Source organism: Rhizobium favelukesii, from assembly GCF_000577275.2.
Taxonomy (GTDB): Bacteria; Pseudomonadota; Alphaproteobacteria; order Rhizobiales; family Rhizobiaceae; genus Rhizobium; species Rhizobium favelukesii.
Map to the genome: position 1 here is coordinate 1,688,286 of NZ_HG916855.1, position 14,129 is coordinate 1,702,414.

Annotated in this window: 9 protein-coding genes and 3 pseudogenes; 8 read left to right on the top strand and 4 right to left on the bottom strand. The window is 58.1% G+C overall.

What is annotated here, in order from left to right:
* Positions 1-35: 35 nt before the first annotated feature.
* The 3 genes and pseudogenes from LPU83_RS71580 to LPU83_RS71590 form a co-directional block, all read right to left on the bottom strand.
* Positions 36-1,254, bottom strand: a pseudogene (locus LPU83_RS71580) (ABC transporter permease).
* A 30-nt stretch (positions 1,255-1,284) separates the two neighbouring features.
* Positions 1,285-2,787: a sugar ABC transporter ATP-binding protein gene (locus tag LPU83_RS71585; protein ID WP_051166772.1), complete on the bottom strand. Its 1,503-nt coding sequence runs from the start codon at positions 2,785-2,787 to the stop codon at positions 1,285-1,287.
* A 52-nt stretch (positions 2,788-2,839) separates the two neighbouring features.
* Positions 2,840-3,862 carry a sugar ABC transporter substrate-binding protein gene (locus LPU83_RS71590; RefSeq protein WP_024318703.1) on the bottom strand — a complete coding sequence of 341 codons (1,023 nt, stop codon included), beginning with the start codon at positions 3,860-3,862 and terminating at the stop codon, positions 2,840-2,842.
* Between the two features lie 488 nt (positions 3,863-4,350).
* On the opposite strand from LPU83_RS71590, the gene LPU83_RS71595 reads away from it, so the two are divergent.
* Positions 4,351-5,376, top strand: a complete 1,026-nt coding sequence (locus LPU83_RS71595; RefSeq protein ID WP_024318704.1) for a zinc-dependent alcohol dehydrogenase family protein — start codon at positions 4,351-4,353, stop codon at positions 5,374-5,376.
* A gap of 155 nt (positions 5,377-5,531) precedes the next feature.
* Positions 5,532-6,179 (top strand): annotated as a pseudogene (locus LPU83_RS71600) (Re/Si-specific NAD(P)(+) transhydrogenase subunit alpha); the annotation flags it as partial.
* Positions 6,180-6,367: 188 nt separating this feature from the next.
* Here LPU83_RS71600 and LPU83_RS71605 read toward each other — a convergent pair.
* Entirely contained in the window at positions 6,368-7,702 is a 1,335-nt protein-coding gene (locus LPU83_RS71605) for an ISNCY family transposase (RefSeq protein ID WP_037069090.1), read from the bottom strand.
* A 139-nt stretch (positions 7,703-7,841) separates the two neighbouring features.
* On the opposite strand from LPU83_RS71605, the pseudogene LPU83_RS71610 reads away from it, so the two are divergent.
* The 6 genes and pseudogenes from LPU83_RS71610 to LPU83_RS71635 form a co-directional block, all read left to right on the top strand.
* Positions 7,842-8,771, top strand: a pseudogene (locus LPU83_RS71610) (Re/Si-specific NAD(P)(+) transhydrogenase subunit alpha); the annotation flags it as partial.
* Between the two features lie 14 nt (positions 8,772-8,785).
* Positions 8,786-10,219, top strand: a complete 1,434-nt coding sequence (locus tag LPU83_RS71615; RefSeq protein WP_024318182.1) for an NAD(P)(+) transhydrogenase (Re/Si-specific) subunit beta — start codon at positions 8,786-8,788, stop codon at positions 10,217-10,219.
* A gap of 79 nt (positions 10,220-10,298) precedes the next feature.
* Complete coding sequence (locus LPU83_RS71620) at positions 10,299-11,003, top strand: dihydrofolate reductase family protein (protein ID WP_024318183.1); 705 nt, start codon at positions 10,299-10,301, stop codon at positions 11,001-11,003.
* 210 nt (positions 11,004-11,213) lie between these two features.
* Positions 11,214-11,588 carry a hypothetical protein gene (locus LPU83_RS71625; protein WP_024318184.1) on the top strand — a complete coding sequence of 125 codons (375 nt, stop codon included), beginning with the start codon at positions 11,214-11,216 and terminating at the stop codon, positions 11,586-11,588.
* A gap of 69 nt (positions 11,589-11,657) precedes the next feature.
* Positions 11,658-13,217 carry a Fic family protein gene (locus tag LPU83_RS71630; RefSeq protein ID WP_024318185.1) on the top strand — a complete coding sequence of 520 codons (1,560 nt, stop codon included), beginning with the start codon at positions 11,658-11,660 and terminating at the stop codon, positions 13,215-13,217.
* 424 nt (positions 13,218-13,641) lie between these two features.
* Positions 13,642-14,040 (top strand): (R)-mandelonitrile lyase, encoded by a 399-nt coding sequence (locus tag LPU83_RS71635; RefSeq protein ID WP_024318187.1) that lies wholly within the window; start codon positions 13,642-13,644, stop codon positions 14,038-14,040.
* Positions 14,041-14,129 lie beyond the last annotated feature (89 nt).

Below are 14,129 nucleotides of genomic sequence, written 5' to 3' on the forward strand. Positions count from 1 at the left end.
CCCGTCGGCACACGAGCGGTCTAGAGTTTGTTGGGTCAGCCGCCAGTCTTGGATTTCGACTTGTTGCCGCCAACGGTGTAAATGGCCGCGGCAACGACAACGACGATGCCTTCGATCAAGCCCTGCCAGTTCGCACCGAGGTTCAGGATGTTGAAGCCGTTTGTCAGCGAAAACAGGAGGAGCGCGCCTGCAAGGGTTTTGATCACGCTGCCCGCGCCGCCGAACAGAGACGTCCCACCAAGAATGGCCGCCGCGATGACGGTAAGCTCCGCTCCTTGGAGACCAGCGGGATTGATCGACCGCAGTCGGCTGGCGAAAAGGATTCCGGCAAATCCTGCTGCGCCGCTGCAGAACACAAAGGCCATGAGCTTGTAGAGAAGCACGTTGATGCCGGAAAGCCGGGCGGCTTCGGAGTTGCCGCCGACAGCGTAAACGCGGCGTCCCACCATTGTGAAGGTCAAGGTGAACCAGACAATTGTGGTGAAGATGGCGAGGTAGATAACCGGATTGCGCAGCGTCAGCTCACCACCCGATGCCCACGCGAGCAGGAGGAGCCCGATGCCGCCGATGGTCATGCCGATAGAGGAAGGTCGCATCGGGGCCTTGTTGCTCAGCGTCCTTGCGAGGCCGATCGCACCCAGAGCCAACAGCAACGCTCCGCCGGCGACAATCAGCCAGAAGCCGTCGTGACGACCACCCTCGAAAACCTTCATGGTTGCGATTACGTCTGGGTCCGACGCAGATAGCGAGCGACCGTCGGTATAGATAAGAACGAGGCCGCGAACGGCGGTCATCGTGCCCAGAGTGACGATAAAGGCGTTGATGCCCAGAAACTGGACGATCGAGCCGTTGATCAGGCCGATTGCCATTGCCACTGCCATCGCAAGCGCCGCGGCGGGAATGAAACCAATCGCATCCGCGTTGCCGATCAGGATCACAGCAGCGAGCGCCGCGACGGAGGCGACCGAGAGGTCGAAGTTTCCGCTGATCAGTACGACGGTCATTGCGACCGCCATGATCGCCATCAACGATGACTGATAGACTACGTTCGAGAGATTCAAAACGCTCAGGTAATTTGACTGGCCGAGGTAACTCGTGAGAAGCTGTTATCACAGCAATCAGTAGCAGCAGAGCGTAATAGACACCTCGTTCGCGCAAGCCGAAGAGGCCACGCCAGTTGGTCGCAGGCGAGGCGGCGTGGTTTTGTGGAGCCTCCGGGATTTTCTCGACCGAATTTTGTGTAATGGTATTCATGGTGTTTTCTCGCTTTCTCTACGATGCCGGTTAGTGGACGGCCGCTTCGACGGAAGCAGCCTGCCCGCCGGCAAGCAGAAGCAATTCGTGCTCGGATGTCTCATGGGCGCTGCGAACGGCGACGCATTGACCGTCTCGCAGGACGATGATGCGATCCGAGACCGCCAGCAGCTCTTCGAATTCGGAAGAGACGATGATGACTGACTGTCCTTCACTAGCCAGCTTGCGTACAAGGCGCAGAATGTCAGTCTTTGCCCCGATGTCGATGCCGGCCGTAGGCTCGTCGAGAAGGAATAGCTTCACGCCACTGTAGAGCCACTTGGCGATCGTAACCTTCTGTGCATTGCCGCCGCTAAGGTCCTTCACAAGAATGTCGGGCGAACTTGCTTTGATCGACAGCGTGCGGATGGCCTCCCAACCGCGCTCGCGCTCGCGTTCTTCGATGGGCATGGCGTTTAACACGGATACGCCGCCCAGGGCTGGCAATGTGGTGTTTCGCCAGATCTCGAACTCCGGGACCAGGCCTTGGGCCATTCTGTCTTCCGGGACCATACCCATCCCAGCCTTCACAGCTGCTCCGGTATTTCGCGCAACAGCCAATCCGTCCAGCAGCACCGTCCCGGTGGCATCGCGGTCTGAGCCATAGATGGCGTGCAGGAATTCGCTTCGGCCCGAACCGAGAAGACCTGCGACGCCGAGGACCTCTCCACGACCGACTTCTAGGGAAATCGGGCCAAATCGACCTTTCGAGGCTAGGTTCTGCAACTGCAGACGCGCCGTCCCCGCTGTCGGTGTCCGTTCCTGCGCTTGCCGCTCGAGCGCGACGATCTGTTTGCCGACGATCGCTTCGGCGATGCGATCTTCGTCCAGGTCCGCCGTATTGGCACGCAGCACGGCTGTCCCGTCGCGCAGAACAGTAACCTGGTCAGTGAGCGCCATCACTTCGTCCAGGAAGTGGCTGACGAACAAGATCGCTTTGTTCTCTCCCTTCGAGAGCCGCCGAACGGTGGTGTAAACCAGTTCACGCTCTTCCGCCGCCAAGGAAGCAGTGGGTTCGTCCATGACGATCAGATCGGCCCCGGTGCCGACAGCTGTCATGATGGACACCATTTGGCGCTCCCCAATGGAGAGGTTGCCAACCAGCGCATCGGGATCAAGACGATAGCCGATGCGCTGGCAGAGTTCCTCGTACTCTCGGCGGATGCCCGCCGAGAGACGCCATAGTCCGCGGTTGCCCAGGAATATGTTCTCGATAACCGAAAGGGTCGGGACCAGTGGAATGTGTTGGTGGACGGTGGCAACCCCCATATCGTTGGCTGCCTTGGGACTATCCCATTTCACTGGATTGCCGCGCCATATGATGTCGCCCAGCGTGGCCCAATACGCGCCGGACAGGATTTTGATCAGCGTGGATTTGCCAGCGCCGTTCGCGCCAAGCAGGCCGTGGACTTTGCCCTGCTCGATGTCGAGATCGACACCGCGCAGGGCGAGTGTGCCATTGGGAAATCCCTTAACAACACCACGTAATTGCATGATCGGGTTATCGTGTTGCAAAGGACACCTCCCATTCACCAATCTAAAGATCTCACCACTGCTCAGGGCAGGAGTCGATAGTTTCCTTCGTGATCGGAGGCATGTCGTAAGACACGAACCGACCTTTGGGAGTTTCCGGCTTTGTCGTAGCCTCGTATAGGGCATCAAACATCAGCTTGCCGAGGAGTTTAGGTCTCGTGCAGACCGAGCCATACATTTCCCCGGCAAGGATCGCGTCGTGGCCGAGTTTAGATCCGCCGCCGGTCGCGATGAGCTTAGGCTTGGAGTTGGATGCGTCGATTGCGCGTGCACATCCAATCGCCATGTCGTCGGCATGGCTGTAGATCAGGTCGATGTCGGGATGAGCCGTCAGGAAATTCTGGCAAACGGCTTCGCCTTCATCAGGTGTCCAGTTCGTCGGCTGCTCGGCAACGATGGTGTATTTCGCCCCAGCCTTGTCCAGTGCGGCTTTGAAACCGTCTGTATCGAGCTTGACGATCGTGTAGGCCGGATCACCCATGACGATGCCAATTTTAGCGGTCTTGTCCTTTGGCAATAGACCAGCTGCCATCTCGCCAGCAACAACTCCGGACTGATAGTTGTCCGTTGCAACGAGGGCCGATAGGCCTGGGTAGGGGTCTTTCAGTTGACGCTTCGCTGAATCGCCCACCTGTAAGGCGATAGCTACGATTGGCACCTTTGCGTCGCTGACCTTGTCAACAAACCCTTCCGCGACGACGGAGTCGAGCGGGAGGAAACCAATTGCATCGACCTTCTGAGATAGTAGATCGTCGAGGGAGTTCCCCTGCTTTTCCACGCTGCCGCGCGGGTCAATGACGACTGTTTTAACGCCCTTTTCTTTGGCGGCCTCCTCGAAGCCCTTGGCCGTCATGACGTTGTAGGGATATTCGAGGCTTGCCGGGACGTAACCGAATGTTAGATCCTTCGCCATGGCGGAGCCGGCGAAGAGAAGAGCCGTCAGTGCGATAGCCGACGACCGAAAAATCGATCCCGATACGGACTTGGAGTGCGTGCGATATCTGTTCTGTGTAGCGTGCATGGAATCCTCCCAAATGCAGTGTTGCCGTTCGGTCGCCGAGTGCGTTGAGACTGAGCTTCCGGTACCTGTTATTCCGGTATTCTGTGCCTGGTCGCTTGAAACCAAAGTCGCTAGGGACCAAATGATCCATAGCGTTGAAGAGTGGCGTTTTCCTCCGGTGTGCCACCTTGCACAGCTGTCCCGTTATCAATTCGGTAACATGCTAGAACCACTCAAAACAGTGGCGCGGCGGAAGGGGTATAATGCGGAATTATATGGGTTCTGAGTGGCCCAGCCGCAGGCGTAACGATCCCAAAGGGATGGGTTTCTGAAGTGCCAAAACGGTCTCAGTCGCGATATAACAAAATACTATAACCAGCTGCGTGCCGAGCCGGTTTGTGACCCGTCGCCTATTGTGCTGGACATCCAGATTTGTAACCAGCGTGGATAGTTCAGAGATGCAGGAGAGGGCTTTAGCTTCAGCGTGCCCGATCAGCTCAAAACGGCATGTGGAGGATCCCCGTATGAAAGGTCTGGTATTTCTTGGAGAAGGTAAAATGGAATTCCGGGATTTCCCGGATCCAACGCCTGGCCCAGATGAAGTCGTAGTTCGGATCAAGTCGTCGGGAATGTGCGGGAGCGATTTGAACCACCTCAACGAGCCCAAGCGACGTGAGGATCAGATCGTCATCGAGGGCCACGAGCCCTGTGGGATCATTGAAGAAGTTGGCTCAGCCGTCCGCCCGTGGGAAGCCCGCGCTGGCGATCGCGTGATGGTCTATCACTACGATGGCTGCCGGACCTGCTCGAATTGCCGAACGGGGTGGATGCAGAACTGCGATCATACGCGAATTGCATTCGGCGGGAACAGCCACGGTGCGCATGCACCTTTCATGAAGGTGCCGGCTCATACGATCATCAAATTGCCCGAGCAACTCTCGTTCAACGCGGGTGCCGCTGTCGGGTGTGGCAGCGGAACGGCCTACGCGGCCCTGAAAAGGGTAAACCTAGTAGCGGACGAGACGATTGCCATCTTCGGTCAGGGACCAGTTGGACTCAGCTGCACAGTCTTCGCAAAGGCCTTCGGGGCCCGCGTTATTGCGCTGGACGTCGGCGAGGAGCGTCTTGAAATGGCAAAGAAGTTCGGTGCCGACTTCGTCATCAACCCGATGAAGGACGATCCCGTCCAGGCAATTCGCGACCTGACCAGGGGCGGTCTTGGTGCCGACAAGGCGATCGAATGCAGTTCCAACGCCGTTGCTCGCGATCAAGCGCTGCAGGCCATAAAGCAGTGGGGCACCACCTGTTTGGTTGGGGTCCATGGGTCGATGCAGTTCGAATGCAACGAACTCATTACTAAGCAGAAGAACCTCGTCGGCTCCCTCACTTTCAATAAGAATCTTCAGGACGAATGCGCAGGGTTTGTTGCGGAAAGAGGGATCGACCTGGATTCCCTCTTCACTCATCAGTTCCAACTGGACGACGCCGTTGAAGCATACGCTCTCTTCGAGCAACGAAAGATCGGCAAGGGCGTCTTCGTGTTTGACTAGCTTTGCATTCGTAACCGCAGGGCAGCGCTTGTTCGTATAAGCGCCCAAAGCGCGCCCGCGGTATCCATCGACAACATGCAGCACTGCAACCGACGCCCGTGAGGACGTCGTTCCATCGTCGCGTCTTACCGCGCTCGCTTTAGGGCAGAACCCAAATGAAAATCGGATCACCAAAGGAGACCCTCGACCGAGAGGCTCGAGTGGCACTCACGCCAGACAGTGCGAAGGAACTTCTGAAACTCGGTCACGAGTGTTTCGTGGAGAGTGGCGCGGGGACTTCGTCGGGATACCCCGACGACGCCTACCGAGCGGCTGGAGTGGAGGTAGTCGCGGACGCCAAAACGTTATTCTCTGTCGCTGACGTTGTCGTAAAGGTTCGACCTCCGCAGCCCCAAGAGGTGGATCTGCTGGCCGCAGGAAAAACGCTGATTTCCTTCTTTTACCCGGCGCAGAACGGGCCGCTTCTCGAACAGGCAGTCGCGAAGGGCGTGAACACCATCGCAATGGATATGGTCCCGCGCATATCCCGCGCTCAGAAGATGGACGCGCTATCCTCGATGGCCAACATCGCGGGCTATCGCGCAGTCATCGAAGCCGGCAACAACTTCGGCCGCTTCTTCACTGGTCAGGTCACGGCGGCAGGCAAGGTGCCACCAGCCAAGGTGCTGGTCATTGGTGCTGGCGTGGCCGGGCTCGCAGCAATCGGTACTGCGACGTCGCTGGGCGCGATCACTCTGGCCTTCGACGTTCGACCCGAGGTGGCCGAACAGATTGAATCGATGGGAGCCGAATTTGTCTACCTAGTTTCCGTCCATAAACGGCTGGTTTTCTTGTGCTTGCAGCGCGTTTGGGTTCCGCTTGGTGGCCGCTTTGAAGCCATGCGGTGTGGCTCATGGGTGCTAATTGCGGCGGCCAGGATTTCTGGTGGAAATGCGCGCATTGGGAACTGCCGGCGTTCCGCCGGTCCGGTTTTGGCTGGCGACATGGGATGTCAGTTCGATCTGAGGCGGGCGAAGAGGGCGAGATTGTAAGCGACCACCGAGGACCAGACATAAGTCTTGAAGTGGTCGAGCCCACGCCAGGTGCAGCGCCCCAAGCCGTAGGCGCGTTTGAGGCAGGAGATGCCGGCCTCGATGCCGGCGCGGAAGTTGCGTAGCTTGCGATAGACCCAACGGCTTTTGACCATGTCTTCGATCTTGAGGCCGCACTTCTTGTGGAAGGCCATGTCTCGCACGCCCCAGGCCTTGGCTCCGCTCAGATTTTCGCGGCTGGCATAGCCGCCGTCGGCGGCGGCCTGCCGTGGCGGCTCGCCCCAGATGCCAATGTGACGCTCCAGCATCGGCAGCAAGCGCTCGCTGTCGGCCGGGTTGCCGGCTTCGACGACGAGGTCGAGGATCAGCCCGCTTGTGCCGGTGGTCAAATTGATCTTATGGCCATACTCGACGTCGCGGCTGCCTTTGACGATGATGTCGGCATGCGGCTCGAACAAACTGACCAGCTTGTCGCCAGCCGGCACCGCCTCGCCGGCCAGGACCCGCCGCTCGGTCTGGGCGATGATCCGTTCGATCAGCGGCTTATAGTGGCGGACTTGGGCCTGCCAGCGTTCGACCGCCGGGCCCGCCGCCAAGGGCAGCTGCGCCGCCGCCTGTTCGAGATAGCTCAAGGTGGTGCGCGTGATCCTGAGCAGCGCGCGATAGTGCTGAACTCGTTTCGGACGACCGCGGGTAAATTGGATCGCCCGGGATCGCTTCTTCGCCGCGCGGCAGTGATCGTGCCATAAGATGGCGCTGCCCAAGGAAGCCGCCTGCTGCAACAGCCGCACCATCACCCGCACGCAGTCCCACAAAAGACTGCTGTCGCTCGGTTCGTGCATCAGCGCCGAAGTGACGGTGCTGTCGATGCGCACGACCTTGCCGCGTTCCACCTTGTCCTGCCGGGCGCTTGTCAACAGCACGCGATTGATCGCTTCAAAGGTCCCGGCCCGGATCGCGCTGATCGTCTTGTGCAAGACCGACTTCTTCGGGCTGCACCCCCATGGCAGCCGGGCAAAAGCCCGGAACGAGGCGGAATCTTCCAGATGAAAGGCCAGCTCCTCATAACTCAACTGACGGTGTTGTTTGAGCAGGGCGCAACGCAGCACGGCCTCCGCCGGCAGGCCCTCGCGGCCGGTCTCCTTGACGCCGTGGCGGCGCAGGTCCTGCGCTACCAGCCCGAGCAGATCACGATGCTCATCCAGCCATTGCGACATGGCTTTCAGCTCGCGGCCGATCTCGTGTTCGGCGAAAAGATCGAATATATTGGATTGGACGGTGCGTTCTTGGCGCATTGTCGGCTCCGGCGGTTGCGGGTTTGTCTTTAGAATCAATGGCTTGATCTAAAGTGTACCTGAAACCGCCGGGCTTTGCCCGCGGCAATATCGCGATTCCTCCAATAATTTCAGCGGTTTACCGTTTGTGGACGGACACTACCTAGACTTCGCGGAGCAGCAGGATGGGTCGGCGAACGGCGGATACGCCGCGCCTTCGTCGCCGGAGTTCCGCGAGATGCAGCTAGCAAAGTTCCGCGAGCTAGCGCCTGAGGTGGATATCGTCATCACGACGGCGCTTATCCCAGGTCGGGACGCTCCCAAACTCTGGCTGGCAGACATGGTTGGAGCCATGAAGCCTGGCTCGGTAATCGTCGACTTGGCCGCCGAGCGTGGCGGCAACTGCGACCTTACGCGTCCGGACGAGAAGGTCGTCTCGGAGAATAGTGTTGTCGTGATTGGCTACACTGATTTCCCAAGTCGTATGGCCACCCAGGCTTCCTCGCTTTATGCCATGAACATCAGACACATGTTGGCCGATCTCACACCTGGCAAAGATGGTCGGATCGTCCACAACATGGACGACGATGTGATCCGCGGAGCAACAGTTTCGTTCGAGGGAGGGCTTACTTTCCCTCCACCGCCACCTAAGGTCCAGGCTATCGCCGCGCAGAAGCCACGCGAGAAGGCGAAAGAGCCTACTCCCGAGGAGAAACGCGCTGCTGAGATTGCTGCCTTTCGTGCACAGACCAAGGGCCAAGGGCTTTTGCTCGCGGTGGGAACGGCCTTTCTACTGGTCCTTGGCGCATTTGCTCCATCGAGCTTTATGTCACATTTGGTCGTTTTCGCACTGGCCTGCTTTGTGGGCTTCCAGGTCATCTGGAACGTCTCCCACTCCTTGCATACCCCGTTGATGGCCGTAACCAATGCTGTCTCGGGGATCGTTATCCTCGGTGCTCTGCTTCAGATCGGTTCCAGCGAGGGGTTGGTGACGATACTCGCGGCGGTCTCCGTACTTATCGCCACCATCAATATCGTCGGGGGCTTCCTGGTGACACGGCGCATGCTCGCCATGTTCCAGCGGTCTTAATCTGAGGGGAAATCATGACAATCGGTGTTGTCTCCGCAGCGTATATCGCCGCGGCTGTTCTATTCATTCTGTCGTTGGGCGGCCTTTCGGGACAGGAAAGTGCGAAACGGGCTGTCTGGTATGGCATTGTTGGAATGGCACTTGCTGCCGTGACCACCATCCTCGGACCTGGTGTCGGAAATTGGCTCGTCATCGGTGGGATGATCGCTGGCGGTGCTGTTCTCGGCTACTTCTTGGCGAGCAGAGTGCAGATGACCGAGATGCCGCAACTCGTTGCCGCGCTCCACTCATTCGTCGGATTGGCGGCGGTTTTCATCGGCTTCAACGCGCATCTGGAGGCCGCCCGGATTTCGGTCATGGATGAGAGCCTGCGTACGATGCTCGATGGGTTCGCGGGTATTCTGGCCCACAAAACTGCGGTCGAGCTTTCGATCATGAAGGTCGAGGTGTTTCTTGGCGTGTTCATCGGAGCCGTCACCTTTACCGGATCGGTAGTTGCGTTTGGAAAGCTGGCTGGCAAAGTCGATGGCAAGGCCAAAAAGTTGCCCAGCGGCCATTTCCTCAATGCTGGCGCTGCAATTCTTTCGCTTATCCTTCTCCTGGTCTACGTGAACCAAGGCGGCATTTGGCCCCTCGGCGTGATGACCCTTCTCGCCTTCTTCATCGGCTACCATCTCATCATGGGGATCGGCGGCGCGGACATGCCCGTTGTCGTATCCATGCTCAATAGCTACTCGGGCTGGGCTGCAGCGGCGATCGGGTTCACGCTCGGCAACGATCTGCTCATCGTGACCGGTGCGTTGGTAGGCTCGTCCGGCGCGATCCTGTCCTACATAATGTGCAAGGCGATGAACCGCTCCTTCGTTTCCGTCATTCTCGGAGGCTTCGGAGCCGTGAAGGGGCCGGCAATGGAAATCATCGGCGAACAGATTGCCATCGACGCGGAAGGCGTCGCGTCAGCCCTGAACGATGCAGAAACCGTGGTCATCGTCCCGGGTTACGGAATGGCCGTAGCTCAGGCTCAGCAGGCTGTCTCGGAATTGACTCGAAAGCTACGAGCTGCCGGCAAGACCGTCCGTTTCGCGATCCATCCTGTCGCAGGACGTCTGCCCGGCCATATGAACGTCCTGCTGGCCGAGGCCAAGGTACCGTATGACATCGTTCTCGAGATGGACGAGATCAACGAGGACTTCGCGACAACAGACGTGGTCATCGTCATCGGCTCGAACGACATCGTGAATCCGGCAGCACTTGAAGACCCGAACTCTCCGATCGCCGGCATGCCGGTGCTGGAAGTCTGGAAAGCCAAGCATGTCTTCGTTTCGAAACGGGGGCAGGGAACAGGCTACTCCGGCATCGAAAACCCGCTGTTCTTCAAGGACAACACGAGGATGTTTTATGGGGATGCCAAGAAGTCGATCGATGGCCTCATTCCCTTGATGGCGTAGAGTGATGTTCCATCTCGGACATGAGTCGCTCAAGTCTTTCAGCGACTCCAATTGATTGTTTGAAAGTAGCAGGTGACCCGTGAAGCCGTACATTGCATGCTTGATGCTCACCTCGCCAGACGGAAGCCTCCATCCGAGCAGGTGGACCAAGTCACCGGATGGTGACCGATCGGATTTCTCCAAGGTTTGCGATAAGGTTCGCGAGGGGCTGGAATGCCAAGCTTGGATGGTTGGTCGCGTCACGATGGCGGAGATGGCAAAAGGGGTGCCTCACGCACCTGAGAGCCCATACGAAGTCGAAAGACCTTGGCATTTTGCAAACCGCGAGGCCAAGAGCTTTGGCATCGCTATCGATCGATCGGGTGCGGTCCATTACAAGGGGCCCGACCTTTTCGGCGATCACGTTGTTGCCCTTCTCGGAGCGGATGTCCCGGACATTTATCTCGCCGAGCTTGCTGCAGACGGGGTGTCATACGTGGTCGCCGAAAGTGCGGACTTCGATGTCGGACAGCTGTTGGGTGTACTGAACCGGGAGCTGGGTATCCAGCGGATCGTCCTCGAGGGCGGCGCGGCCACCAACGGCGCGCTTTTGGCCAGTGGTTTGGTTGATGAACTCAACTTCATCATTGCGCCGGCCCTGGAAGCCCGCTCGGGGACGGACAGTGTCGTGGAGTTTGGCACCGAAGGTCTGGCGGGCAAGGTAGAATTGGCGCTTCTCGAATGCCAGCAACTGGCTCACGGCGCAGTAAACCTTCGATACGCGGCAATCAAGCCGTCTGTTTGACAGCGGATAGGCAGGCGAGTTGCCTCTCTCGCCGCTGAGGTGGCAGAAGAACTAGGGTTGGCTGCCGTCTGGTGGCATCCTGAGTATGCGGTGTTGGCGTGGAAGCAGTACGTCGGGTTCGAGCGAAAAGCCCGGAATTATGTAGCAAATGCCACAAGATTCCATTGTCTGGAATGACTACCTTTAGGTTGCACCTAAAGGGGTTGAGACATGACTGCGATCGTTGCTGAACTGAAGAGAAAATTGGCGGAGCTGGACACCAGGATCGATCAGCTTAGGGCAGACCTGGCGGTCGCTGATGATCAACGGAAAGCCGTGGTCACGGTAATCGGGGTGTATGATCCAGACGGTGCCAAAGAGGTCGCACAACGGGAGGTGAGAAGTGACCGCTCGACACAAGCGAGGCGGGTGACAGACCTTCTGAAGGGACGCGATCTGCGCCGCGGCATCTTGGAAACCCTACGAGATTATTCTCTGCCGTCACCGTATGCGAAGATCACAGACAAAATTGCTTCTTACGCGAAAATGGTAGACATTTCGGTTGACACACGCATTGTTATGCGAAATTCTATTATGCGAAACTGACAGACAAAAGCGGATCTTATGCGAAACTGAGAGACATTTTGGCTGATGTGATCGCCTTAGGAGAAGAAAATGGCTATTTATTTCACGCCGACAGGTGATGCAGCAGAAGACAAGCGCATTTGGAGGCTTCACGCCTCAGGCCGCGTGGAAAAGTTGGCTAACGGAATTTATTACCAGCAGGAAGGAGAGACAAGAGAAGCGGAAATCAGGCGCAACTGGCAACGGCTGGTGGTGAAACTGGTGCCGCATGCAGTGATCACTGACAGGACCGGAATGGAAGTGAAGCCGGTAAGACATTCCGATGACGGTCCCTACAACGTATATGTCGTCGCTCCTCGGAGCCGATGGACTTTTGAGTTGCCTGGCCTCTCCATCCATGTCCGGAAAGGCCACGGCCCCGCAAATGGCGACATTCCGTACCTAGGGACGCACCTTGCCGGACAAGAACGGCGACTGCTCGACAACTTGGCATTCTCACGCGCCCGCAAAGGTGAAGGGAGCCGCACCTTGGGAGAAGCGGCGGTGGAAGCGAAGCTTGACGAATTGTGCCGCGCGAACGGCGCTGAATATCTGAACGGCATCCGGGATCGTGCGCGGCATCTAGCGCCCTTGCTCGACCGGGACACCGAATTTCAACGTTTAAACGGGATTATCGGCACACTGCTCAATACCCACAAGGACAAGATGTTGACCCCTCAAGGCCGCGCTCGGGCCGCCGGGACACCAATCGATGTCGCTTGTGTGGAGAGATTCCAGAAGCTCATCACCTACATGGCCGCTCGTGCGCCACAGGCCATACTGAACGCTGACACGAACCCGGACCGACTGATGGCGAGTTCCTTTGTCGAGGCCTATTTCTCGAACTACATCGAGGGAACTGAGTTCGCCGTCGACCAAGCTACGGAAATCGTGTTCGAGGGGAAGATTCCGGACGATCGGCCGGAGGATGGTCATGACGTCCTGGGGACCTACCTGCAACTCGTCGAGCGCGTTGAACGACCTCCGTCGCGCACGAGCTTTGAAGAATTCAAGGACGAGATCAGAACACGGCACGGCCGCCTCATGGAAAGCCGTCCCGGCATCAAGCCAGGACAGTTCAAGACGCAGACCAACCGCGCGGGCGACACATCCTTCGTCACTCCCGATCTCCTCGAAGGAACTTTGAGGGAGGGCCACGCCATGATGGCGAGCATCCAGGACCCTTTCCATAGATCGCTCTTCCTTCATTATATGATGGCGGAAGTCCATCCCTTCAATGACGGCAACGGGCGCATCAGCCGCATATTGATGACCCGAGAGCTTCTGTCGGCCAACCTGTCCCGTATCGTCGTACCTACCGTTTTCCGCGATGACTATGTGGATTCGCTGCGCGCTCTTTCGCGACGAGACGAGCCGTCGATCTTCGTCCGAAACCTGGAGTTCTGCCAGCGCGTGTCAGCGGCGTGCTCAGCGTCGACGGCCGCAGCGGCCATCGACCTTTGGGCCAAGACCTACGCCTTCTGCGAAGATTCCCGTGAAGCCCGGCTGACGATGCCAAATGCCGCTCTCAACATCACCAACAGAAATGGCGTCTATGCGCCCGACGACTATTGGCAAGCACTCGCCAACAAGAACGGCTTGGGTCTCTGACTTGGCCTGATCTAAAAAATGGAGCCTTCCCGGACAGCTGCGAGTGGGATGCACCCCGTGAATTTTAGCTTTCATTCGTCCGAGAAACTGTCCCCGTGGCATTTGCTACATAATTCTGGAAAAGCCGAGGCATCGCCGCGGGAACCCAAAATAGCCTTCATCGACTTGTGCCCCTTGATACCAGCCCGCTTCTCGGCATGCTTGCCGGACGAGGTGGAACCGGTTGCGTGTTCCTCGCTTCGGCGAGCATGGTCGTCGTCGCGTGCCCGATTGCGCTTTGGCTGAACCAAAAGCCGGTCTTGGAACATTCATGAAGCATTCTCATAACAGCATCCGGGAATGACCGGCTAATCCGTTCCCCAAAAGATGACTATTTATCTCACCGAGCCCGCTTGATCGCGGCCGCACAGAAGGAAATCCCAGAATGGAAATAACGCGAGCAGGATCGCAGCCGTCTGCTAAAGGTCCCGAAGATTGGTTCACGGGAACCGTCCGTATCGACCCGCTCTTTGCAGCGAACGATGCTCGCCGGGGATCGTCAAGCGCGGTTACCTTTGAACCGGGTGCACGCACCGCATGGCACACACATCCGCTAGGCCAAACCCTGATCGTCACGTCCGGCTTTGGGCTCGCCCAGCGCGAAGGCGGCCCAATTGAAGAGATCCGTCCTGGTGACGTGGTATGGTTTCCTCCGAACGAGCGCCATTGGCACGGAGCGTCGGCCACGACTGCAATGACGCATATAGCGATTCAGGAGGCGCTAGACGGCAAAGTCGTCGACTGGGAGGAAAAGGTATCTGACGAGGAATACTCCGGAAAGTGAGGGCCAGCCAACCTCGGCGATGCGCCGCACGAAAATTGTCCGTCCGTGGTGCCGACGGGTATCCAGCGAACGGTCCTTCGCCCTAAAGG

Excerpts from the sequence above, each read along its gene's own strand:
- LPU83_RS71595 (WP_024318704.1), top strand. The coding sequence starts at position 4,351 with ATGAAAGGTCTGGTATTTCTTGGAGAAGGTAAAATGGAATTCCGGGAT.
- LPU83_RS71605 (WP_037069090.1), bottom strand. The coding sequence starts at position 7,702 with ATGCGCCAAGAACGCACCGTCCAATCCAATATATTCGATCTTTTCGCC.
- LPU83_RS71630 (WP_024318185.1), top strand. The coding sequence starts at position 11,658 with ATGGCTATTTATTTCACGCCGACAGGTGATGCAGCAGAAGACAAGCGC.
- LPU83_RS71635 (WP_024318187.1), top strand. The coding sequence starts at position 13,642 with ATGGAAATAACGCGAGCAGGATCGCAGCCGTCTGCTAAAGGTCCCGAA.
- LPU83_RS71615 (WP_024318182.1), top strand. The coding sequence starts at position 8,786 with ATGACAATCGGTGTTGTCTCCGCAGCGTATATCGCCGCGGCTGTTCTA.
- LPU83_RS71585 (WP_051166772.1), bottom strand. The coding sequence starts at position 2,787 with ATGCAATTACGTGGTGTTGTTAAGGGATTTCCCAATGGCACACTCGCC.
- LPU83_RS71625 (WP_024318184.1), top strand. The coding sequence starts at position 11,214 with ATGACTGCGATCGTTGCTGAACTGAAGAGAAAATTGGCGGAGCTGGAC.